19 protein-coding genes and 1 tRNA gene are annotated in these 24,574 nt (G+C 46.9%); 8 read left to right on the top strand and 12 right to left on the bottom strand.

The window, feature by feature from the left end:
- Positions 1 to 15: 15 nt before the first annotated feature.
- From J3492_RS06115 to J3492_RS06090, 6 genes are all read right to left on the bottom strand, one after another.
- Positions 16 to 1,482 (bottom strand): TolC family protein, encoded by a 1,467-nt coding sequence (locus tag J3492_RS06115; protein WP_207990920.1) that lies wholly within the window; start codon positions 1,480 to 1,482, stop codon positions 16 to 18.
- Positions 1,483 to 1,610: 128 nt separating this feature from the next.
- The gene (locus tag J3492_RS06110; RefSeq protein ID WP_207990919.1) at positions 1,611 to 2,729 is read right to left on the bottom strand and encodes an ABC transporter permease; all 1,119 of its coding nucleotides are present in this window, start codon (positions 2,727 to 2,729) and stop codon (positions 1,611 to 1,613) included.
- Positions 2,730 to 5,579, bottom strand: coding sequence for a ribosome-associated ATPase/putative transporter RbbA (rbbA, locus tag J3492_RS06105; RefSeq protein WP_207990918.1), 2,850 nt, complete (start codon positions 5,577 to 5,579; stop codon positions 2,730 to 2,732).
- 83 nt (positions 5,580 to 5,662) lie between these two features.
- Positions 5,663 to 6,748, bottom strand: a complete 1,086-nt coding sequence (locus J3492_RS06100) for an HlyD family secretion protein (RefSeq protein WP_201575030.1) — start codon at positions 6,746 to 6,748, stop codon at positions 5,663 to 5,665.
- Positions 6,749 to 7,433: 685 nt separating this feature from the next.
- Positions 7,434 to 7,520: transfer RNA gene (locus J3492_RS06095), tRNA-Leu, on the bottom strand.
- Between the two features lie 206 nt (positions 7,521 to 7,726).
- Positions 7,727 to 8,500: a ferredoxin--NADP reductase gene (locus J3492_RS06090; protein WP_201575029.1), complete on the bottom strand. Its 774-nt coding sequence runs from the start codon at positions 8,498 to 8,500 to the stop codon at positions 7,727 to 7,729.
- Between the two features lie 467 nt (positions 8,501 to 8,967).
- Here J3492_RS06090 and J3492_RS06085 point away from each other — a divergent pair, with 467 nt between their 5' ends.
- The 8 genes from J3492_RS06085 to gspK all read left to right on the top strand — a co-directional run bounded on the left by J3492_RS06085 (position 8,968) and on the right by gspK (position 16,952).
- Positions 8,968 to 9,885: a tRNA (N6-threonylcarbamoyladenosine(37)-N6)-methyltransferase TrmO gene (locus J3492_RS06085; RefSeq protein WP_207990917.1), complete on the top strand. Its 918-nt coding sequence runs from the start codon at positions 8,968 to 8,970 to the stop codon at positions 9,883 to 9,885.
- Between the two features lie 73 nt (positions 9,886 to 9,958).
- Entirely contained in the window at positions 9,959 to 11,746 is a 1,788-nt protein-coding gene (gene tfpB, locus J3492_RS06080) for a type IV pilus assembly ATPase TfpB (protein WP_207990916.1), read from the top strand.
- A gap of 164 nt (positions 11,747 to 11,910) precedes the next feature.
- Positions 11,911 to 12,699 (top strand): TatD family hydrolase, encoded by a 789-nt coding sequence (locus tag J3492_RS06075; protein ID WP_207990915.1) that lies wholly within the window; start codon positions 11,911 to 11,913, stop codon positions 12,697 to 12,699.
- A 223-nt stretch (positions 12,700 to 12,922) separates the two neighbouring features.
- Positions 12,923 to 13,612 (top strand): TetR/AcrR family transcriptional regulator, encoded by a 690-nt coding sequence (locus J3492_RS06070; protein ID WP_207990914.1) that lies wholly within the window; start codon positions 12,923 to 12,925, stop codon positions 13,610 to 13,612.
- An 80-nt stretch (positions 13,613 to 13,692) separates the two neighbouring features.
- Positions 13,693 to 14,463, top strand: coding sequence for a prepilin-type N-terminal cleavage/methylation domain-containing protein (locus tag J3492_RS06065; RefSeq protein ID WP_207990913.1), 771 nt, complete (start codon positions 13,693 to 13,695; stop codon positions 14,461 to 14,463).
- Between the two features lie 22 nt (positions 14,464 to 14,485).
- The gene (gene gspI, locus J3492_RS06060; protein ID WP_207990912.1) at positions 14,486 to 14,971 is read left to right on the top strand and encodes a type II secretion system minor pseudopilin GspI; all 486 of its coding nucleotides are present in this window, start codon (positions 14,486 to 14,488) and stop codon (positions 14,969 to 14,971) included.
- Complete coding sequence (locus J3492_RS06055; protein ID WP_207990911.1) at positions 14,968 to 15,756, top strand: prepilin-type N-terminal cleavage/methylation domain-containing protein; 789 nt, start codon at positions 14,968 to 14,970, stop codon at positions 15,754 to 15,756. Before gspI ends, J3492_RS06055 begins: the two co-directional genes overlap by 4 nt.
- A gap of 77 nt (positions 15,757 to 15,833) precedes the next feature.
- The gene (gene gspK / locus J3492_RS06050) at positions 15,834 to 16,952 is read left to right on the top strand and encodes a type II secretion system minor pseudopilin GspK (protein WP_207990910.1); all 1,119 of its coding nucleotides are present in this window, start codon (positions 15,834 to 15,836) and stop codon (positions 16,950 to 16,952) included.
- A gap of 23 nt (positions 16,953 to 16,975) precedes the next feature.
- Here gspK and J3492_RS06045 read toward each other — a convergent pair whose 3' ends face one another.
- The 6 genes from J3492_RS06045 to J3492_RS06020 form a co-directional block, all read right to left on the bottom strand.
- A complete protein-coding gene (locus J3492_RS06045; protein ID WP_207990909.1) occupies positions 16,976 to 17,656 on the bottom strand; it encodes a TetR family transcriptional regulator in 681 nt (226 codons plus the stop codon).
- A 102-nt stretch (positions 17,657 to 17,758) separates the two neighbouring features.
- A complete protein-coding gene (locus J3492_RS06040; protein ID WP_207990908.1) occupies positions 17,759 to 19,168 on the bottom strand; it encodes a deoxyguanosinetriphosphate triphosphohydrolase in 1,410 nt (469 codons plus the stop codon).
- A gap of 131 nt (positions 19,169 to 19,299) precedes the next feature.
- Positions 19,300 to 20,391, bottom strand: coding sequence for a redox-regulated ATPase YchF (gene ychF, locus J3492_RS06035; protein ID WP_207990907.1), 1,092 nt, complete (start codon positions 20,389 to 20,391; stop codon positions 19,300 to 19,302).
- Positions 20,392 to 20,478: 87 nt separating this feature from the next.
- The gene (locus J3492_RS06030) at positions 20,479 to 21,351 is read right to left on the bottom strand and encodes a phosphodiester glycosidase family protein (protein WP_207990906.1); all 873 of its coding nucleotides are present in this window, start codon (positions 21,349 to 21,351) and stop codon (positions 20,479 to 20,481) included.
- Positions 21,351 to 23,156: an FMN-binding glutamate synthase family protein gene (locus tag J3492_RS06025; protein WP_207990905.1), complete on the bottom strand. Its 1,806-nt coding sequence runs from the start codon at positions 23,154 to 23,156 to the stop codon at positions 21,351 to 21,353. Before J3492_RS06025 ends, J3492_RS06030 begins: the two co-directional genes overlap by 1 nt.
- Positions 23,157 to 23,310: 154 nt before the next feature.
- A complete protein-coding gene (locus J3492_RS06020; RefSeq protein WP_207990904.1) occupies positions 23,311 to 24,543 on the bottom strand; it encodes an RtcB family protein in 1,233 nt (410 codons plus the stop codon).
- Positions 24,544 to 24,574 lie beyond the last annotated feature (31 nt).

Raw genomic sequence — 24,574 nt, 5'->3', positions numbered from 1 at the left:
CCAACAAGCCATCAGTTAAGATGGCTGGTTACTCGTTGACCAGCCACCACCAAGCGCTTTATTAAGGTTTATTAGCATTTGTGCTTGAGCGAGTCGCGACTTAAGCAAATTCTCACGCAGCTCTTGCGATTCAAGCTGAGCCCTTAGCGCATAATCCAGAGTATGATGACCATAGCGGAATAGCTTTTGTGCATCGTTGGCATGTTGCTCGGATTGTCGATAAGCAGTCTCTAACAGGGATTGCTGCTTTTGTAGCGCATAATGGAACTGGTAGGCACTGTCTACTTCGCCGAGTGCGCGTAATAGAGTTTGGTCATACTCTAATAAAGCGGTCTGTAATCTGGCATCCGCATTGTCAATATTAGCTTGGATACGGCCATTGGTAAATAATGGCAGCTGTACGCCTACGTTTAAAATACTGCCCCAACCCTTCAGTTTAGGCACGTCGCTATCAATATCGATACGACCCCCTTGACCCAAAAAGTTAATCGAGAAGCGCGGGAGCAAATCAGCCTCAGCACTGGCCAGTTTGGCAGAGTAGGCGTTCACCAGTGCGGCGTAGGCTCTGATATCTGGGCGACGCTCAAGTAGGCCTTGCGGCGTCTGGCCACTGGGAGCCGATGGCAGATGAGTAAAAATATCTTTGGGTGCTTTAGGAAGCGTAAAGCTTTGCGGCGTCTGACCTATTAGCACTGCGATACTGCGTACATTTGCGGCATATTCAGCATTCAAGGTGCTTTTTAGTGCACGCGCAGCGTTGAGCTTACTTTTGGTATTGTTGACCTCATTAATAGTAGAGTCACCGGCGTTAAAGCGTAGCTGTACGTAGCGTTCGAACTGCGTCAGAGTAGCGATACTTTGATCAATGATGGCTTCACGTTTTTGCGCTGCACGCGCCTGCAAATAGTGGTCAGCTATTTGGCTTGCCACCAGCATTTGCGCGCCATAAACCTTTTCTTGTACTCCTAGTGCTGCATAATAAGCGGCGTCTGCATCGCTTTGCTTTTGCCCGAAAATATCAGGCTCCCAAGCTGCGGCAAACCCAACCGACCCATAGTCGCCACTGGTGCGCACACGATCTTCTAATAAGGGTACGCTCCCGCCAGGCAAGCCCAATCTATCGGTAGAGTAGATATTGGATGAGCTCCTTGTGATGCCTGTAGAGGCATTAACACCAGCTTGAGGACCAAGGTCAGCGTTGGCTAAGCGGCTGATGGCAGAGGCTTCGGCAAGACGACTTTGGGCCACTCTTACATCAAATCCACTTTGCAGTCCCTGCTCAATAAGCTGGGTCAATACTGGATCATCCCAGCGCTGCCACCACTGACTGATATCTTGACTGCCTTTTGCTGCTTGATCTTGGCTAAAGCTGGTTGGAATGAGTACATCGCTTTGTCTAACCACCTGTGTGGGCTGAGTTTGACAGGCGCTGATAAATAAAGTTAATGCGCTCAACGCAACCACTCTGGATACTGGCAACATAAGCTACTCCTAATTATATGGCTATATAGCAGCGTTATTTTTATAAGTTTATCGTATATAACTACAGTAAATTAATAACGCTATTTTGAATATCTCTTTTTTATATGGGACTGACTCTACCTAAGTGGTTATCCCAATTGCTCAAGCATGGCTTTGAAGCGTATCAAAGCAAAAATAAGAAACAATCCTCCGATACCCGTCATCGCCAATAGCTCAGGCCAAACAATATCTAATCCTGCATTACGAAATAACACATTTTGGCCAAAAGCAATGAACTGGGTAGTAGGCCAATACTCACTTAGCAGCTGCACCATCTCGGGCATATTACTGCGCGGCGCTATAGAGCCAGATAGCAGGAGGGAGACCACCAATACCGGCAGCATCAACAGCGCAAACTGTGGCATGGTCGGTGCTATGGTCGATAGCATGATCCCCAAAGCAGATATCGAGAACAGATAAACTGCCACGCCGATACCGAATAGCACTAGTGAGCCGTTAATAGGAATACCGAGAAAGTACTGCACCATAAAAACCATCGACAGCATGGAGGCAACCAAAATAACCATCCCGTTGGCCAGTATTTTTGACATGACAATCTCGGTGGCATTAACGGGCATCACCAATAAGTGCTCAATAGTGCCTCGTTCACGCTCGCGGATGACGGCAGCTCCCGACAAGCCGAGTGCCAAGAGCGTGATCATATTAGAGACCTCCATGACTGGGGTATACCAATAGCTGTCTGCATTTGGGTTATAGACCATATTGAGCACGGGCTTAGCTATTAGTGGTGGATCTCCCTGCTTCAAAAAGCTGCTGATTTGTTCATTAAATATTTGGGCAATATAAATCTGTCCCACACCCGCTTGGGTCATGGTGGTGGCGTCAATCAGTAGCTGGGCTTGCGGTTTGCGTCCAGCCAGCACATCGCGCTCAAACCCAGGCGGAAAATCCAATACAAAGATAAGCTCGCCTTTATCCATCAACTCATCAACCTCTTCGCGCTTTACGTCAACGGGCGGGATGAAGTAGGGCTGCTGCAAAGCTTCTTGGATTTGTCTGGTCAGAGCGGTACGGTCTGAATCTATAATACCTATGGGGGCATTACGTACCTCGGTATTGATACCGACGGCTACTGTATAGATGGTGACAGAAAAAACCACGCCGATCATCAAAAATAGGACGGTATCTCCAAACAAGCTACGCAACTCTTTGATGGTTAAGGTCCAGATATTCTTTAAAGAGCGCATTTACACCTCCTGCTTTTTCAGGAAAATAGAAGCCAGTGTGATAAACGTGAGGGCAAAGGCAGCCAGAACCATATACTCAGTCAAAAAGCTGCTCCAGCCAAGTCCTTTGGTAAAACCGCCAATACTGATACGCTGATACCAAGATGCTGGAAACCCGACACCCAGAGCATAAGCGAAACCGTCCATACTGGAGATGGGGTAGAGCAGTCCAGAATAGTTGATGGTAGGTATGAGAGTCACGATAGCGGTTATCAGTAGCGCTGCAATTTGGGTGCGAACCAAACTGGATACTAGCAGCCCCAGTCCTGTAGACACATATACCAATAATAAGGCACCAAAGGACATGCCCAAAAAAGAGCCTTTTACCGGTACTTGAAACCAAAAAACAGCCATTAATACTAGTATGATATAGTTGATAAAGCCTAGAGCGACATAAGGCAGCTGCTTGCCAATGAGGTATTGTGGCACACTGGCAGGTGACGTATAGAGGTTGGATATCGAGCCAATTTCGCGCTCACGTACTACCCCAAGTGTGGTCATCATCGCTGGAATGAGCATCAGGATCATCATGATCACACTTGGGATGACGGCGCTGACACTTCTAAAGTCCTGGTTATACATAAAACGCGGGACTATTTCAGCAGCAGGCGTTAGATCGATAGGCAAGCCCGTGTCCTGAAAGCGGTCCTGCATATACATCCTCATGATGCCGCCCACATAGCCCTCAATGTTAGTCGCATTAAAGGGGACAGTTCCATCGATATAAAAGCTGACTTCTGGCTGTCTGTTGGCTGCTATGTCACGTCCAAAACCCGCTGGAATATCGATCACCAGTTTGGCCTCGGAGCTTTTGAGTGCATACTCAGCCTCTTCTAAAGAATATACAGGCGGCTTGGTGATAAAGTATTCTGAACCAGAAAAATACTCGGTTAACTGTCGACTTTGCATAGTCTGATCTCGGTCGAGAACAGTATATGGCAAATTATTGACATCAAAAGAGATACTCCAGCCAGTCATAACCATTAGGATGATGGGGCCGAGAATCGCAAAAAAGAATCTGATTTTATCGCGCAGTAGCTCTTTAGCTTCACGAGTGGCAAATGTCCAAACAGTACTAAACCAGTAGCTAAGCGTATCAGTCTTATTGGCCTGCTTGTCAGGTGCAGATGCTATGATGTCTGAGCCGATAGGGCTGTCTTCACTTTCAGCCGTGCTGCTTTTAGCTGTGCTGTTTTCAGCGGTTTTAGTTGGCTGGCCTTGACTGTCATTTGTGTTGTTTGCATGTTCTGCGTTCTGACTGTCCTCTTTTTGACTTTGCTCATCGTCAAGCAGATATTGCACAAAGGCTTCTTCAAGGTTTTCCGCCTTCTTATTGCGTGTTAGCTCTGGCGGCGTACCAACATCGAGCACGCGCCCTTGATGCATAAAGGAGATTCGATCACAGCGAGAGGCCTCATTCATAAAATGAGTAGAGATAAATATCGTCACTTTTTCTTCGCGAGAAAGCTCTATTAGTTTTTGCCAAAACATATCACGCGCTTCTGGATCTACCCCTGAGGTTGGCTCATCGAGGATTAATACCTCTGGACGATGCAAACAGGCGGCTGCCAGCTGTAGTCTTTGGCGAATACCAAGCGACAATGAGGAAGGGTCAGTCTCTGCCACATCAACCAAATCAAACTGCTCTAAAGAGTCCTTGACCGCTTGCTGTCCGCGTGCGCCTTTTATCTGATAAAGCCTAGCGTGTAGCTCTAAGTTTTGCCGTACGGTCAGCTCTTCATAGAGTGAGAAGGTCTGCGACATGTAGCCAACTCGCATGCGAGTATCGACATTTTCATCATCGATAGATTGACCAAGTAGCTTTGCTGATCCCTCAGTCTTATCAATCAAGCCAGTAAGCATTTTCATAGTAGTGGATTTACCACAACCATTAGAGCCTAAAAAACCAAAAATCTCTCCCTTTTCGATACGAAAGCTGACACTATCGACCGCAGTGAAGTCGCCAAAACGCTTGGTTAGGTTTTCGGCCTCAATGGCGGGCGGCGCATCTGGATCGGGCTCGAACGGAGGGATTTTTAGTTTGCCTGAGTTGGTTTGTTTCTCTGCTGGCAAAAGCTTGATGTACGCCTCTTCAAGCGAGGTGACCCCAAGCTGCTCCATGACGGTTTGCGTGCGATCATTGGCCAGCAGCTTACCATCATCCATCGCCAGCAAATATTCAAAGTCTTCGGCTTCTTCTATATAGGCGGTCGAGACGATGACGGTCATCTCTTTGCGTTCGGCTTGCAGCGAGGCCACCAATGCCCAGAACTGGCGACGGGCTAAAGGGTCCACCCCAGTGGTTGGCTCATCAAGGATAAGCAGCTCTGGGTTATTCACCAAGGCGCAGCAAAGACTAAGCTTTTGTTTCATGCCACCTGAGAGCTTGCCAGCCGGACGATCTGGAAAGGGATCTAGTCCTGTTGCCTTAAGTAATCGAGCGATTCGGGCACGGCGTTCGTGCGCATCTAAGCCAAACAAACGCGCATGAAAATCCACATTCTCATACACTGAAAGTGTGGGGTAGAGGTTGTGTCCCAGCCCTTGCGGCATAAAAGCAATATGCTGCGATAAATCATCACGTACCGCTTTTTTTGCCATGTCCTGACCGAGCACTTGCACCGAGCCTTCTTGAATGATCTTGACTCCAGCAATAACAGACAATAAAGTGGATTTCCCCACCCCGTCAGGACCAATCAGGCCCATGGTGGCGCCGCGTGGAATGTTGAAGGAGATATCATCAAGAGCAATCGTCTCGCCATAGCTATGAGAAACATGGCTAACCTCAACTGTATTAAGCTGGCTGTCCATACATCATCTCTTTATCTTGTACTGGTAACTTTTCTATCATCGTAAGCATTCAGTTTTATTGATCATAAAAGCTGCTGAATAATTTATGATGCATTTTGCACAGGCATTTTTACTGCAGGAAGCTTGATCGTTAGCTCATCAGGCCACGCTACATCAGTATCGCTACGCACATAACCGTTCCCTGTCATACCGCCCTTCAGTAAGCCTTTATATTTTTGTGCCACTTCAAGAGGCAACTTAATACGCACCTTAAACATCAGCTTTTCGCGCTCATTCTGAGTCTCTACTGATTTGGGCGTAAACTGAGCTTCTGAAGCAATAAACGAGACTTGTGCCGGCCATACACTATCGAGTCCATCGAGCACAATTCTTGCGTCATCACCCACCTGTAAACTACTCATCTGCTGGTTAGGAAGGAAGATGTTCATATATGCATCCTCAGTATCGAGCAGACTAACCACTTTACTGCCTGCAGCAATGACACTACCAACCTCAGCAATACGGTACTCGACACGCCCAGCTTTAGGGCTACGGATAAGCATATCGTCATTCATTGAAGTAGCGGCTTGTTGCTGAGCTTTTGCCTGATTGACGCCAGCTTTGGCTTCTGCTATTTGAGCATCGACTTGTTGCGCAGCTGCTTGGGCTTCTGCTCGTGCTGCTCGCGCCGCTTGCACCGCTGCAACGGCACCATTGTAAGCCGCCATTCTCTTACTGACCTCTGAGTCTGAAATCAAGTTTTCACTGCGCATCTTACGTGCATTGTCTAAATCCATTTTTGCGACTTTTTGCTGTTCAAGATGAGCATTGATCTCAGCTTGGGCGCGAGCCATTGCCTGCTCAGCTTGATTACGTCCTGCTTGAGCCTGCGATACCATTTGATAAGCGCGCTGCTCAGTAGCCTGCGCTGCCATGAGCTGGCTTTCGCTTTGAGTGGACGACAGCTTAACCAACAATTGATCTGCCATGACATCCTCTCCCTCATCAACCAGTATTTGCTCAATGCGTCCTGGATAGAGGCTGGCAATATCAAACTGTTCTAGCTCTAGTCTACCGTTTGAGCTGACTATGCCTGAAGGAAGGGCTTCGGCCTGTTGCTGCTGTTGCCAGAAGTACCAACCGACAGCAGCAGCCACGACTAGGAGAATTAAAATCCACGACTTTTTCATGATGAGTTCCTATTCTTCTCTATGCATCTTTTTATGCGGAAAACAGAACGGAAAACGACCAATCGATATGTTGGCTAATTCTGTCATCCTCAAATATTTTGAAAGTTTTTCAGTAATTTTTAACAACAGAGGCTAAAAGCAACCTTTTACGATGATCATAGTGGCTTATAAGTAAGCTAACAAAAACCCTGTGTCACTTAAAAACACTATATTCGATATAAATCGACAGAGTGATTTTTGAGAAGTAGTTTGTTTTTTGGAAATAAATATTAAAAATAAAGGCTGTTTCACTAACAAAGCCATAATAACCATAACTAAAGTGTGGTTATGATACGGGATATTGGTTCAATAAACTACCGTAGCGAAATCTAATGTGAGAACTGCTTAGTTTATCAATCAGTAGGTTATGGTGTTGCCTTATCATAAAGCGCTTATTATCGGTAAAGCGACTGCTCATGAGTTATACCAAACCCAAAAAGTGCGTTTAACGTTGTCAAACTTGCTAAGCCTACTAGGTGTAGTACTTGCACAAGTTTTTCGCGTGACTCTAATTTTTGGAAATGGTATTAGTAAGCGCAAATAAGCAAATATAGAGCAACTGGACGGTTATGAAGATGATTTGTTAGACAATATTGATAGGCAATAAAAAACCCTCACAATCAATAGACTGTAAGGGTTTTGTATATGGTACCAGTGGTCGGACTCGAACCGACACGCTTTTAAAGGCAACGGATTTTGAATCCGTCATGTCTACCAATTCCATCACACTGGCATGTAAGGTGATAAGTTTATACTGCTAAACATTATCGAATTGGGCTACAGGGTTAACTGTATAGGCTGCGTATTATAACAGCCTATTTTGGAGCGTCAAGAATTATTTACTGGGATTTTGCTATTTTGGCGTAAAACTTTAGATTTAACGCTTCATAGCTGGCCATCCCTAACAAATCGTACTCAATTGATTATTAGTATGACTACTTAACCGACAAAGGCACGCTCAACCACATAGTCCGCTTGCACGCCCATACGTGGTGAAACTGTGAGACCAAAGTCGTCTAAAATTTTGGACAGGTCGGCGTTGAAAGGCATACTACCGCAAATCATAACGCGGTCATCTTCTTTGTTCATCGGAGGTAAACCAATATCTTCAAAGAACTTGCCAGACTTCATTAAGTCCGTGATACGACCCGTATTTCTAAACTCATCGCGTGTGACGGTAGGGTAGTAGATGAATTTTTCACGGAACCACTCACCAAAGATCTCATCATTGGGCAGCTCGTTTTCGAACATATCACGATACGCCAAATCCTCTACATGGCGTACACCATGTACCAAGATGACTTTATCAAAGCGCTCATAGACCTCAGGGTCACGTGACAAAGACAAGAAGGGCGCAAGCCCTGTACCGCTTGAGAGCATGTATAGGTTTTTGCCCGGTAATAGATCGTCTAATACCAGCGTGCCTGTGGGCTTTTTGCTGACCAGTAGCTCGTCGCCGACCTTGATGTGCTGCAAGCGTGAGGTAAGCGGGCCGTCTTGAACTTTGATCGAAAAGAACTCTAAGTGCTCTTCATAATTAGGACTTGCAAGTGAGTAAGCACGCAGCAGTGGCCTGCCATCGACAACGAGGCCTATCATCGCAAACTCGCCATTGCGAAAGCGTAAGCCGTCGTCGCGCGTGGTTTTGATGCTAAATAGAGAGTCGTTCCAGTGATGAACCTCTGTGACCGTTTCGGTGCGAAGTTTTGACATAAAGTCCTCGTTGGTAAATTGCTGTCTGCGTTAGTAGGTTTAAGTGTTTTTAAATACTGATTAAAGTGTTTAATCTTTTGCAAGATTAGTAGTGAGTGAAGTACACTCTAGCGCTCAGATGGTTGTGGACCATGCTTATTTTTTTAATACGAATGCGTAGCGCAATAACACGGTGTGCGTGTCCACTATATTATGGCTGGCTATTCTAACATTTTTTATGTCGCATGAGACATAAGTAAGGGTGTCTATAGCGTTTTGGACATAACGTAAACCAAGCGCTTAAAAGGCTGCACTGAATTTATCGCTCATCATAACAAACTTTAAAATAAAAATCCGTCTGGCGGCAGTCATGCGCCATGATAAAATGGAATATCGTTAGTGAGTAATTTTGTATTCTCATGTCTATCCGCTTTACTTGAGGCGGTTTGTTACGTTTGCATAGGTTTTTACAGCGTTTGGAGAAAGTTATGACTGCTGCTACGGCATCTTTCGAGACATACCAGCCGGAGCGCTGTCATAGAGCACCGATTATAGGCTATCACCGAGCACCGCTATCACAAAAGTTTGGGGCACCAAGACAGCCAAACTTGGTACCGTTGATGAGCGTGATTGAGATGATTGCGCCTTATGACGTGCCAGAGGCGTTTGTCGGTTTAGAGCATTTTAGCCATCTGTGGCTCAGTTGGCAGTTTCATCATAACTATATTAAACAAGCTAAAGCTAAGCAAAATGAAACTAAAGGCCATTCTAACGAGCGCCATAACGATCAGTCGGACACAGCAAATGCAAATAGAACTACGTTTCGTCCGCAAGTCCGTCCGCCAAGACTCGGCGGTAATCAAAAGGTTGGCGTGTTTGCCAGTCGTAGTATGTATCGACCGTCAGCTCTGGGACTGTCTGTGGTCAAGCTTGAGCGCATTGAGGTGATCGAAGGACGCGTGTTACTGATGATTAGCGGCGCTGATATGATCGATGGTACACCGATTATCGATATTAAGCCTTATATCGCTTACAGCGATGCTGTGGCTGACGCTAAGAGTGGCTTTGCGACCGCTGCGCTTGAGAAGTTAGTAGTGCAGATGACTGACACAGCCAAGCAGCAGTTTATGCAAATAGCTCATGAGCAACAGCAGGCTCAGCAAAACGCTGACAAACAACCATCAACGCATGACAGCGTGCTCTACCATCTACAAAGCCGCTTGATAGATGCAGATATTGAGCGTATTAAAGACCTCATCGCCTATGATCCGCGCCCTGCTTATCGCCGTGATGAGATGAATACCACTTTTATCATGCGTTATAAGTCGGTCGATGTGAGTTTTCAGCTCATAGAGTCGGGGCAGTTGCAGATAACGGCTGTTGTAGAGGTTAAGGATGCCTTATAGTATTGCAGGCTGATTTTTAAGTTGTTGAATCTACTATACAAATTATATTTGACCATTATAAAAGAAGAAAAATATGTCTGCTCAGAAGTATTCGATAATGATTGATCTGCGTTGGTGCTTAGATGAGCTACTAGCGGATAGAGTCATTGATCAGCGCGGCTATAATTTGGTGATGACCAGTCGCCGTGATAAAGATCAGCATCCACTGTTGACCATCAGTGAGTTTGGGCTGCCGAATGGCCACGCCTTTGGTAGCGACTCAGAGCAAACATTGACGCTGGCATGGCTCAATCAGTGGCTAGCAGCCAAAGCAGATATGGCGCTCGTACGTATTGATCCGCTAAAGATCGATGTGCCCGCCGTGACGCAGCTGATGTCGTTTGAATACGCGCGCTCGCAGCACATTTTGCCGATTGAAGTCACGATGGATGAAGTGGTCATTGGTACTGATCAGCCGTTTTATACGGATTGGCACGCTAATATAGAAAAGCTGATTAAATCCAAAACTTATCGCACCGTCTATATCAATCCTGAACAGATCAATCGCTATCGGCAAGAGTTCTATCAAGTCACGCAAGCGATTGCAGGTGCCAACTCCATCCATAAACGCGCCGCTGCGGATGTAACCAACGTCGAGGCGTTATTACAGCTGGGTGACAACAATAATCCCGATGCCAATGACCAACATATCGTCAAAGTCGTCGATTGGCTACTGCAATACGCCTTTGAGCAGCGTGCCAGTGATATCCATCTAGAGCCACGGCGTGAGACAGGCAAGGTGCGCTTTCGTATCGATGGCGTGCTGCATACGGTTTATGAGATGCCACTGGCGATTGTAGTAGCAGTGACGGCGCGCATCAAAATCTTAGGGCGGCTCAATGTTGCAGAAAAACGCAAACCGCAAGACGGGCGTCTAAAGACCCGTACTCATAATGGCATGGAGACTGAGCTGCGCCTGTCTACCATGCCGACTGCCTTTGGTGAAAAGCTGGTGATGCGAGTGTTTGACCCTGAAGTGTTGGTGCGCTCTTTTGCTCAGCTTGGCCTGTCAGGCAGTCAGCTCGAGAGGTGGCAAGAGCTGACTGCGCATCCAAACGGTATTATTCTGGTTACAGGTCCGACCGGCTCTGGTAAAACAACGACGTTATACAGTACGCTCAAGCAGCTGGCCACTGAGCAGGTAAACGTCTGTACCATCGAAGACCCTATTGAGATGATTGAGCCGGCTTTTAATCAGATGCAAGTCAATCCAGGCGTGGATTTGCTTTTCGCTGACGGTATTCGCTCTTTAATGCGCCAAGACCCAGACATCATTATGGTCGGTGAGATTCGTGATGCCGAAACTGCCAACATGGCGGTGCAAGCGTCACTCACCGGACATTTGGTGCTCTCGACGCTGCATACCAATGATGCACCCAGTTCGATCACTCGTTTGCATGATCTGGGTGTTCAGCCGTTTTTGACATCAGCGACTATATTGGGCGTGATGGCACAAAGATTGCTACGGACTTTATGCTCTTACTGTAAGCAAGCTGTGGCGGTGATTGCAGATAGTGAGGTGGCTATACAATGGCAGGAGCTGGTACAGCCTTGGCGTGCGGCATTGCCTGCTCAAGTTTATACAGCTCAAGGCTGTGAGCACTGTCGCCATACCGGTTATCAAGGCCGAGTCGGACTGTACGAGATTATGCCACTATCGAATGAGCTCAAAAAACTGGTGAGCGCTGATGCCAGCTTGGACATATTGAAACAGCAAGCCTATCGTGAAGGCGTACAACCGCTGCGTCTGTCAGGGGCCAAGCGCATCAGTGAGGGGTTGACGAGTATAGAAGAGGTGATGCGGGTAGTGCCTTTGCATTAATTGGACTTGAAAACAGACCTACTTAGAGCAATAAACAGTAGGGGTGCTTCAATTTAAAAGGTATAGCAGTCATGGGTTAAGAGGCTTATGCTTTTTTATTTTGAACTGACCACACTCTATTTTTAACGCTTATTATTTCTTAATGTTTATTAACGAGATTGTTTATGTTTACCGATACCCATTGTCATCTAAACCGTTTGGACCTAGCCAAATATGATGGCAAGTTAGAAGGTGCGATTGCAGCCATGAAAGAGGCGCAAGTGATGCGTGCCATGGCCATTATGTGTGATTTTGCTGAATATGATGATATTGCCAATATCATTAGAACGTATAGCGATGAAACTCTAAATCTTGGTATGAGCGTAGGGATTCATCCTTGTGAAGACATCAATACATTACAGTCAGCGACCGTCGAGCGCTTGGTAGAAACGGCTAATGCCGAGCAGGTCTGGGCCATTGGGGAGACGGGGCTGGATTATTACTGGTCAACTGAAAACGCACACGAGCAGCGTGAGAGCTTTGCCCGTCATATTCATGCCAGTCAGCAGCTCAAAAAACCACTTGTCGTGCATATGCGTGATGCCAAAGAAGACACCATCGATATTTTAAAGGCAGAGGGTGCTGAGCATGGCATTATTCACTGTTTTACTGAAGACTGGGAGACAGCCAAACGGGCGCTAGATTTAGGGTTTTATATCTCATTTTCAGGTATTGTGAGCTTTAAGAGCGCGCAGATGATTCAAGATGCTGCCAGACGCATGCCAAAAGATAGAATACTCATCGAAACTGACAGTCCTTATCTGGCCCCAGTGCCCAAGCGTGGTCGACCGAACGAGCCAGCTTATGTACCTTATGTCGCAAGCTACTTGGCAGATATGTATGGATGCAGTAGTGAGGAGGTCGGCACACTGACGGCAAAAAACTTTGAAAATCTGCTGGCACAGTACCACTAAAGTAGGTATGCTATGACCAGTCAGTCATTCATTAAATCATTTGAATGCTGCGTCATTGTTTATAGTGCTAACCGTATGATTATTAATGACTATTAATAGAATATAAGGACTATCATTCTTTATAGTTATTGTCTGGCCGTTAAGAGGTATTCACGTTTGGGGTGATAGCGAGCCGTGACAGCGTTAATCATATGCGTCATCTGGTCAAGTTTTAGGAGATATTATGAGCCGTCAACAACAATTTAAAGCACGAGAAGAAAACATTTTGGCGATGGCTGAACGTTTACTACTTGAATCTGGCGATGGTGATATTACTTTAGATAGCTTGGCTGACCAACTTGATTTGGCGAAAGGCACTCTGTATAAGCATTTCTCTAGCAAGGACGAGCTGTATTTGCGTATTATCATACGTTATGAAGAGCAGCTGTTTGAGATCAATCGTATCGATGATACGCCTGCGGCAGGGATTACACGTATGCTCCTGCAACAGCTGCTTAAGCCACAAAAAGCCATGTTGCTTAATCAAATCGAAGAGCGTTTGGCAGCGTCAGCGACAGGTCTGAATCGTTTATTTGGCGAGCTTTATGATATCCGTCGCCAGCGTATGAAACGGGTGATTGATATCATCAGTGCCTATCTAAAAGACGAGCGTAGCCGTATGACCACCCGTGATTATTTGTCTTCTCTATGGGCGATGGGTCAAGGTGGTGCTGGACTTTTGAATTCAAGTTTTTATCAGCGCTATCTTGGTCGTCGTGACACTCTGCGCTATGCGTTTGTGCAGCAAATGCTGGCCTTGCCCAGTCAATATCCGCTGTATATTGATGATGAAGAGATGATGGATGTCGATATGCAGGAGCTTGTAGATCAGATCGATACAGAATCAGAGGCACATCGCAATACGACTTATTGATGATCTGCTGTCGATAGTCTTTGAGCTTTGATGGTTTAAATGGCTTTTTTGTCGCTACTATTTATAGTTTTAGGTGTTTTATGCCGGTTACTGTCAAAACTCAGTCCAGCCTCGCACCTCATCCATCTGCTTTATTTATGGATCCACCGTTGTCTGCGCCTTTTTTTAAGCAGAGACCTCCTAGTATACCGTCTTCACGCTTGCTCACGTCTACTCAATCAGGCTTTAGCTTGGTTGAGATTGTGGTGGTTGTGGTTATCTTGTCTATATTTGCTGGCATGATAAGTCTGTCTGTCGGCAGTAGTGAGTCTCGTAAAAACCGTGCGTTTTATGAGCATCTGACAGACTCGCTCAGCTATGTCAGACTGTTGGCGGCTGAACGTATGCAGCCCATGGGGCTTAGTCTGCAAGCGGACAAACAAGGTCAGATAACCCCCGTGATTGTGTCTTTGTCGACGCCTTATAGCGCTTATCAAACGCCAGCGCTCACAGCAAATGCAGGTGACAGTATGCCCAAAAATGCGATGGAGTTATCAGCAGATTTGTCTGGGATGTCCGGCACTGTTGATCATCAGGCAGCGCTCCCGAGCTGGGTGCTCGAGTCTGAGGTGTCTTTGCCAGATATGCCGACTGGGATGAGTCTGAGTATCGAGAGTTTGGAGACTGGCCTGTCGCCAAACCAACAAGCGCAAACGCTACAGCCTTGGTTTAGAACGCAGACGGTGCCACAAGCTTTATGGTTTGGTAATGGGCAAGCCACGCCAGTGACGATCGCAGTGCGTCATCATTCGCGCTTGGTTGGAGAAGTCATTACTATCATGCCTGATGGCAGTATTAAGACAGGGCATTAGCACATAGGATAGGTGTACCTTGATGATGAGTCTTACCAGCGATACTGCGCTGCCATCTAAGAGCGAAAGTGGGTTTACCTTGATAGAAGTGATGGTGGCACTGGCGATTTTGGCAGTGGTTGCAGTGGCTGCCAGCCGTGCCAGCAGCGCTTATCTGCGCTCGGTAGATGTGCTGCGTACGCAAACGCTTGCGCACTTCGTGGCGCAAAATGCAGCGGCTGAGCTGCGCATACAACAGACTTGGCTTACGGCCAATCGCACGCAAACTGTCAAGGCGCAAGGTGGTGAGTGGCAAGTGATTATGACGGTCTCAGACAGCATCACCCCAGCATCAAAAACAGTCAATATCAGTGTTGCGCCTATTGTCGAAGGCCAGCCACGCTCAGCAGTAACGGATATAAACGTGCTTATCAGCAATGAGCAGCAGGATATTGCTAGCCTTGACTTAAGTGGCTTGGCTCAAGAGGTTGGCCAACATAGCACAGGACAGTCGGGGGGTAATCTGTGAGGCAGCAGATCGGTTTTACCCTACTTGAGCTGATGGTGGCGATGGCGATATTTGCCATGCTTGCTGTTGCAGGCTGGCAAGTGTTTGATAGCGTTAACCGTGCCCATGAACGGGCGCAGGTGCATGCTAATAATTTAGCTCAGCTGCAGTACGCTTATCTACAGCTACAACACGACATGGGACAGATGATTGCTTATCAAGCGCCACCGACTCAAAATGTCGTGACAGAGATGGAGATGACGGCTGCCCCAAGCTTAAACACCAATAATACCGAAAACAGTAACGTCAAAAACAATGACAATAGCAGTGATAACCAACGAACAGGTCAAGTTGCTGCTGCGCCGTTTATGAGTTTAAATAACGAGCAAGTTAGTTTTGTGCGTTTTGCTGATCCCGATCCACGCTATCAAACCAGTCCTACCTTGCAACGTGTAGACTATATCTTTGCAGACGAGCGTCTTATTCGTCGGCATTATCATGATATCGCAGGAGGGCCTGAGAGTGTCAGCTTAGATACGGTACTGCTAGATGAGGTAACGCCAGGTGCTTGGCGAGCCTATTTGCCTGAAGAGAGTAGCACCTTTCCTAATAAGGACAATCTGCAGGGCAAAAAAGACAATGTCATAAACACCAATAACAGCAATCAGGAGCAGATTGCTTTGCCGCAACTGCTCCCAAAGGGGATTGGTGTCAGCTTTACCTATCAAGGCTTACCAATCACGTGGCAGTGGGCGCTTAGTCCGCAAGCTGTACCTCATACCAGCTCTAAGAATAGCAATTCATAACGCAGCGACTCTGAAAATAGCCGCCATAATAATAGTCTTAAAAACTGGTAACAGATCAATAATAAAAGGTGCTTTTGATGACGTCACTACCGTCTGCATCGAGCTTAAAACCGTCAAAAAATCTACCGTCAGGCTCTCAGCGAGGTGTGGCTCTGCTGACCATATTATTATTGGTAGTCAGTATTACCATCGTCGCAGGAGCGATGCTGGCCAGTCAAAAAACAGCCATACGCCGTCATGCGTTATTGTTTGATCAAAATCAGCTGTTGCAAGGTATTCAGGCAGGTCAACAGTTGGCGTTGACCGTGATACGAGCTGATAGTCAGCTCAATGATACGGATAGTATCCAAGACATTTGGGCGCAGCCGCTCCCGCCTTATGCCCTAGATAACCACAGTGTCACTGCCGAGCTGCGGGATGAGGCCAGCCGTTTTAATATCAATAACCTATATTATAATGGCAAGGTTGATACCGTCGCCCTAGCCGTATTTCAAAGGCTACTAACACAGCTGAATCTAGAGCCTGAAATTGCTGTTGCTGTGCTGGATTGGCAAGATGCCGATAACGAAGTCTATGGCGATGGCGGCGACGAAGATATGGTCTACCGTCAGCAAAACGATAACAGCATTCAGACGATACCCAATCAACCGTTGGTCAGTATCGAGCAGCTACAAGATGTACAGGGTGTGAGTGCCGAGGTGCTTGCGGCCTTAAGGCCCTATATAACCGCAGTGCCTTATTTTTTGCCCATCAACGTCAATACGGCAAGTCCAGTGTTACTCGCAGCACTAATAGAGGAAGCGACCCCAGAGCAAATGCAAACGCTGATAAAACTGCGCGAGCAGCAAGGTTTGACTACCATCGATGAATTGTGGCAGGTACCACCGTTAAGCATCTTGAATACTGAACAGCGTCAAGCGCTGAAGCCGCTATTGGCAGTAGAAAGCCAAGCGTTTATGGCATTAATTACGGCCAGTGATAATAGCCATGACCATGATACAGCGCCACGGCAGAAGTTTGCGACGGTACTAATAAGTAAAGTGCCTGATATAAGCAGTAGTGACAATAATAACGGCAGCAACGCCGATAATAATGGCATGAGTAGTGCCAATAGCACCGCCAATGAGGAGGCGAATCAGCCTAAAACGATAAAAATAGTGTCGCAGCGCTTATGGGCATTTCGTCCTGTTTTTTAAGTTAGGTTCGATCTAAAAGCGTCTTAATCACTCAAGTGTGTCTCTTCGCTCGACTTCCAGTTGTAAGCGCCATAAAACAGCATCTGCGCTTGACGGGTACAGTTATGTAGCATCAGCTGTTTTTTTGCTTCAATCTCTGCTGAGTCCGCCTCATCATCATGCTGCTCAGAGTAAGTCAGCTCTAACCAATCAATAATCCAAGAAAAAAACAAATTCACCCCAGCTTCAGCCAATAGTCTGCGATCATAATCATTGATATGCGCAAAGGCAGGCTGTAGCGCCAAATCCTCTCCCAAAATCTTTCCATGCATTTTGACTAAGTTACTAATGGCTTTGCGCACTGACTCTGAGCCACCGAAACGCTCGCTGACCAAAAACTGCCAATATTGGGGCTGCGCACTGACAGTATGCAAAAAAAGCTGAATACTTTTGGCAATTTGGCGATCAAAACTGCGTTTGCGGCCAATTTGTAAGCCGTCACGCAAGATGGCAAGCGTACTACCAAGCTCTTCAACCACCAGCGCTTCGCCTAGAGACTCCATATCGTCAAAATGACGGTAAAAAGCTGTTGGTACGACGCCCACTTCACGGGTGACCTGCCGTAAGCTGATAGAGCTAAAAGACTGCCCAGTCATACACAAATCTAATACGGCACTAAAAAAGGCGTGCCGGGTTTGAAGTTTCTTTTTTTCGCGACTGCTCATAGTGTTTTAATCTTATCCGATAGAGGTTTATCATACTCATTTTAATACAAAAATACGAATTAAATTCTAAGGCATGTAGGATGTTTTGACAGTTAATAAGCCTTAGATAATGGTTCCTAAGTGTCCTTGCAATTCTTGCGCCAATCGATAAGCCTCATGATCATTCATGCCAGTAATGAAGTCTAAAATATTAAGGCTGTTGTGATACATATCTTCTGTCAAAAACCGGCGATGCTCATCAAGAGAGGGTTGTATTAAACTCAGTAGGCGCTGCTGCTCAAATGATTGTGCTGCACCGCTCTGAGCTGTCCATGCCAGCGGCATAAAGGCATCTAGCAAGCGATGCAGACACTGATTGGCCATCAGTTCCATACGCACTTTACTGGGATGATTAAAGATTTTTTCACGGGCCAACGCTTTGGCTTGGTTGATGCCGCTCTTTATCGCTGGATCACAGTGCGCAAACAAACTGCCAGTGAGGGTGCCTGCCAGCAAATCGTCGCTGTTTGCCACAAAAGCGTCAGTGACAGCATTGACCAAGCGCATCATAGCCCGAGCCCGCAGGGCTGCCAGCTGTTGGCGGGTCGACATTTGTGCTGGCAGGGTGATGCTGTCTGGTCGCTCACCAATCAACTGATAAAATATAGCAGCCACTTCTGTATAACTGAGCATGTTGAGATGGATGCCATCTTCTAGATCTATTAGGGCATAACAAATATCGTCTGCTGCTTCCAATAAATAGGCCAAGGGGTGGCGAGAAAAGCCATCGTGCTGCTGTGAGGGTGGCAGACACAAACAAGCTGCCAACGCTTCAAGCTGCTGCGCCTCACTGTAAAAACAGCCGAATTTTTGTACCTGATCAACTGACTTGATGCTATCAGCAGTATTGCTATGCGTGGCCAACCAAGGATACTTCATAAAGGTACCTAAGGTGGCACAGGTCAAACGCATTCCGCCCTTATCCGGATGGTGCTCATTGCGCACCAGTAATCTAAACCCTTGCGCATTGCCCTCAAAGGCCAATAGATCCAAACGCGCACTGGCACTTAATTGTTGTAAGAAGGGCTGACGCTCAGGGTGACCAAACCAGTCTCGAATGGCATACTCACCTGCATGACCAAAGGGTGGGTTGCCTATATCGTGCGCCAGACAAGCGGCTTGTACGATGACACCAACATCTGCCGGCGTGACATTGGCAGGCAGTCCATCATCTAGCTTGTTGTGGAGCTTTTCTGCAGCCATCATGCCAAGCGAGCGCCCTATACAGGACACTTCTAACGAGTGAGTCAAACGGGTGCGAATACCCAACTGATTGGTGAGGGGGTGTACTTGGGTTTTTTGATTGAGCTGACGAAACGAGTGCGAAAACACCAAACGATCATAGTCCTTATGAAACGAGGTGCGAGCACTATCTTGAGTGGGTGGTAGTTTATTACTCCCCAAGCGCTGGGCATTGAGTAGTCGTCCCCAATGTTCACTGGCACGTTTGGGCTTATCAAATTGAGTGGTCATAAACTATATTTCCTTATCGATTATTTTGACTACGAGTCTCGTATCGCTAAAAAAGCCAGCATCACGGCTGGCTTTTGGTAGTCATACACCAAGGCTTGATAAGTCTACATGCTATACAGTGGTCAACGTGTTTATACGTTGAATCTAAAGTGCATCACATCACCATCTTGTACGATGTAGGTTTTGCCTTCTAGGCGTGATTTACCAGCGGCAGCAGCGCCTTTTTCGCCATTGTACTCTATAAAATCTTCATAGCTGATGACTTCAGCACGGATAAAGCCACGTTCAAAGTCAGTATGAATCACACCTGCCGCTTCAGGGGCCGTGGCACCGACTTTTACTGTCCATGCACGTACCTCTTTCACGCCAGCGGTAAAGTAGGTTTGCATATCGAGTAAGTCATAACCCCCACGAATGACTTGATCAAGACCCGCTTCATCCATACCCATGTCTTCTAAGAAGTCTTTTTTGTCTGCTTCATCAAGCTGAGCGATTTCAGACTCGATTTGATTGCAGAGCGCAATGACGATAGAGTCTTCACCAGTCGCATAGTCACGAACAGCGTCAAGGTAGGGGTTGTTTTCAAAACCGTCTTCACTGACGTTGGCGATATACATGGTAGGCTTTAAAGTAATCAAACCATAGCTTCTGATGAGTTTCTTTTCGTCGTCATCTAAGCTGGCAGCACGGGCAGCTTTGCCATCAGCCAGTAGAGGCTCGATTTTTTTGAATACCTCAAGCATTGCAGTGGCGTCTTTATCGCCGCCTTTGGCTTTTTTGGAGAGGTTGGTGATTGCCCGCTCAACTGCCTCTAAGTCGGCCAGTGCCAACTCAGTATTGATGGTCTCAATATCATCGATAGGGCTGACACGACCATCGACATGTACCACGTTGTCATCATCAAAGCAGCGTACCACATGAGCAATGGCATCAGTTTCACGAATATTAGCTAAGAACTGGTTGCCCATGCCTTCACCTTGTGAGGCGCCAGCAACTAGCCCAGCGATATCGACAAACTCCATAGTGGTCGGCAGTACACGTTCAGGCTTGACGATGTCGGCCAATGCTTTTAGGCGTGGATCAGGAACAGGTACGATACCTGTATTGGGATCTTTGGTACAAAAAGGAAAGTTTTCGGCCGCAATACCTGCTTTGGTTAGGGCGTTAAATAAAGTGGATTTACCCACATTTGGTAAGCCGACGATGCCGCAGTTAAAACCCATAGTGATCTCTCAATAATTAAATAAAATATGACTACAAAATTGGGCGTATTGTAGCAAAGTTTGGTAGATAAGGGGTGCTTGGATGTCTTAATTATCCTTCGTCTCAATTACCCCAATCATCACGCCCATTTGTTTTTTGTCGTGCTTGTCTATATTAGGCGCATAAAGTGCTGAGGCAATACCACCATCTAAAAACAAGGCGTTAGCACAACCTAAGTCATTTTTAAACAACGTGGCAAAGTCATAAAAGCTCACAGGCTCATCACTATTGACAAACTGTATGCTGCCATCTGCACAGATACCCACACCATTACGCTGCTTTAATGAGCGGCTGTCTGGGTTAAACTGTGGGTGGATGTCTCCATCAATGACCAACATCGGTCCTGACTGTGTCGCATACCAAGGCTGTGCCTGACCTGTTTTGAGCTGATTTTTTAGCGCCTTGCTTTCGGTGATGTGTATCTTACCAGCCTTATCCCACCACAGCACGCCATTGGGCAACAAATGAAAGTTACCGCCACCTTCTTTGGTATTTAAGGCACGCCGCTCTTCCCCTGCAATGACGGTATAGCCTATCGGCGCATACGCCTCGTTATACATGCCAGCGTTCATCGCAAAGATGAGATGCTGCTCAGCGGGCAAGGTATCGATCAGCGTGTCGAACGTAAGTAGAGGCTGTGAGCGCTCAGCCTGCTGCCAAAAAAGCTGTAACGAGTAGGGCGAGTCTGCTGATTGAGTGACGGTTTTGGTCGCTATCTGACAGGCGCTATAGCTAAAGGGTTGGTCCTGCGTTTGGCACGACCAACTGCTATTTGTAGTGCTATGCGCATCTGTAGCCGCCGGCTGGCAGGCACTTATGCTAAGCGCAAAAAAACCTGCCAGTAAAGGCGTGGAACGTAGCTTAGGGGCTTTGTTTTTAAATACCCATAGCCGTGCGAGTGTTGCGCCTGTCTTACTCATCACTGATCATTCGGCTGAAAGTCACGAAAGGTATTGTTGACATTGCCAATCAATTGACCACCATCAATGTCATCAAAATATGGGCCATCAACCGTTTGTTCAGTTGGCGCATTGGTTTCTTTGCCCATATCTCGTGAGTCTTTGTTGTAAGCAATCAAGGCGTCATTGTCCGCTAGGAAGCTATCTGGATTTGCCATGACCCACATCTGGTTAAAGACGTCGGAGCGAGCACTATTATCGAGCAGAGCTCCTTTGTCTGTAAAGTAAAAGAACTTCGACAGTAGTTTGATTTGTCCATCGTCCAGACGTCTGGCGATATGATACGGCTGCAGCTGGCTTGGGTGCTGTAGACCGACAGCAGCGACGATACTTGCCAGTGAGCTGAGGGTGTTTCTGTGATAGTTTGCTACTCGCTGCGCTTTACTTGGGACATCAAGCGCTTTTTGGCGATAAGGGTCTTGGGTAGCAACACCGGTTGGGCAGGTATTGGTGTGGCATGAGCGTGATTGGATACAGCCAACGGCAAACATAAAGCCACGAGCTGAGTTACACCAGTCTGCACCCAGCGCAATGAGCCGAGCAATATCAAAACCTGAGACAATCTTGCCACTGACGCCAAGCTTAATCTTGTCACGGATTCCTGCGCCCACTAAAGTATTGTGCACCAACAAAAACCCATCCACCATCGGCATGCCGACACTGTCCATAAACTCGACAGGTGCTGCGCCCGTACCGCCTTCGGCACCATCAATCACAATAAAGTCAGGATAGTTATCCATTTCTATCATGGCTTTGACGATTGCCATAAACTGCCAAGGCTGACCAATACAGAGTTTAAAGCCGACAGGTTTGCCACCTGACAGCTCACGCAGCTGCTGCCAAAATGTCACCAGCTCACGGGGTGTGCTAAAGGCTGAGTGTGAGGACGGCGAGACACAGTCCTGACCCATGGGTACCTCACGAGTGAGAGCAATCTCTTCAGTTATTTTTTCGCTTGGAAGTACTCCGCCTTGACCGGGTTTGGCCCCTTGTGAAAGTTTGATTTCAATCATTTTTACTTGCGGATCGACCGCTTTTTCAGCGAAAGAGACAGGGTCAAAGCTGCCATCATCATTACGGCAACCGAAATAACCGGTGCCAAGCTCCCAAATCAAATCACCGCCAAACTTACGATGATAAGGGCTGATCGCTCCTTCACCTGTGTCATGCGTGAAGCCGCCCATTTTGGCGCCATGATTGAGCGCCAAAATAGCATTGGCTGATAAGCTACCGAAGCTCATCGCTGAGATGTTAAATACCGACATATCATGGGGCTGCTTGCACCGCTCGCCACCGACGACGATACGGAAGTCTTTGTTTTTTAGCGGATGACTGACAGAGGATTGCAAAAACCACTCTTTGCCTTGGGTATATAGATTGTCTAAAGTACCAAACGCATTGGTATCGCTGACGTTTTTGGCACGTTGGTAGACCAGCGCTCGCTGTTGGCGTGAGAAGGGTACTTGTTCTTTATCATCTTCTAATAAATACTGACGAATCTCAGGACGGAAATCCTCAAGCACATAACGGATATGACCTGCGATAGGGTAGTTTCTCAAAATCGAGTGCCTAGACTGGGCTAAGTCATAGATACCTAAGGCGACCCCTAAACCACCGATAATAATCAGCCACCAGTTGATTAATAGCAGTCCTGCAAAAAAGAGCAGTACCACTGCGGCAAAGGTACTGTAACGCAGCATGACACCGGTAAGATACGGAGAGCTGTCTTCAGGTTTAGGGTTTAAATTGGTACGGGATTCAGGCATAGCAACACTCAATAGTTAAACGTAAAAATGATTAAACGTAAAAATTAAACGCATGATAAGGCAAAAGTGAACACATGACTATTATAAGATAGTTGGTGGTCATTAGGTATGAATAACTTAAAGTAGCGGATGACCACATAATCGCTCGTATTGCTTATCCTTTGACACAAACCACCTGCCGCAGGGTATGGACCACTTCTACTAGATCACGTTGTGCCTGCATCACATCATCGATATTTTTGTACGCTGCTGGAATCTCATCGATGACCGCAGCATCTTTTCGGCATTCCACACCGACTGTTTGCGCGACTTGGTCATCTACCGTAAAGGTTTTTTTGGCCTCAGTACGTGACATGATACGGCCTGCGCCATGCGAGCAAGAATGAAATGACTCTGCATTACCTTTGCCACGCACGATAAAGGATTTGGCCCCCATTGAGCCAGGAATAATGCCGTATTCACCGACCCGGGCACGCACCGCACCCTTACGAGTCACAAAGACCTCTTCACCGTAGTGCTCTTCTTTTTCTACGTAGTTGTGATGGCAGTTTACTGCTTTCATTTTGGCATTAAACGGCTTGCTGATGACGCTGCGTAGCGCTTTGATGGCATTTTCCATCATGACTTCACGATTTTTAAAAGCAAAACGCTGTGCCCAGCCCACCGCAAACCAATAATCGTCAAAATGCGCTGTACCTTCGGCAAGATAGGCCAAGTCCTTATCTGGTAAGTTGATAAACCACTTGCGCATATCTTCACGTGCCAGCTCAATAAAGTATCGACCGATGGCATTGCCGACCCCGCGCGAGCCAGAGTGCAGCATAATCCACACCTGATTGGTCTCGTCCAAACACACTTCTACAAAATGGTTGCCTGTGCCCAGCGTCCCTAAGTGATTGAGGTTATTGGTGTTTTTAAGCTTAGGGTGTTTTTGAGTGATATAGTTAAAATCATCGACCAACGTTGCCCAGCCGTCTTTTACCCTGCTATCAGGGTTTGACCAGGCGCCGACATCGCGGCGTGAACCCCGCCCGCGCGTCTTGCTACGTCCATGCGGAATGGCTCTTTCAAGCTCACTGCGTAGACCACGCAGATTGTCAGGTAGATCATCAGCAGTTAAGGTGGTTTGTACTGCCATCATACCGCAGCCGATATCGACGCCGACGGCTGCTGGGATAATGGCCTCTTTGGTCGGCAGTACCGTACCGATAGTGGCGCCCATGCCAACATGCACATCGGGCATTACTGCCAGCCATTTATAGATAAATGGCATTTGCGAGGCCTTTATCAGCTGGTCATGGGCTTTTGGATCGACAGGAACGCCCTTGGTCCAAAGTCTGATGGGAGCGCCGCCGTCTTGTATGATGTTATGAGTGGTCGGTTGCATAATGGATTCCTAATTTTTCAACAAGATATGT

The organism is Psychrobacter coccoides (assembly GCF_017498085.1).
Taxonomy (GTDB): Bacteria; Pseudomonadota; Gammaproteobacteria; order Pseudomonadales; family Moraxellaceae; genus Psychrobacter; species Psychrobacter coccoides.
The sequence above is the reverse complement of the archived record's forward strand: the minus strand, read 5'-3'. Positions and strand labels throughout refer to the sequence as shown.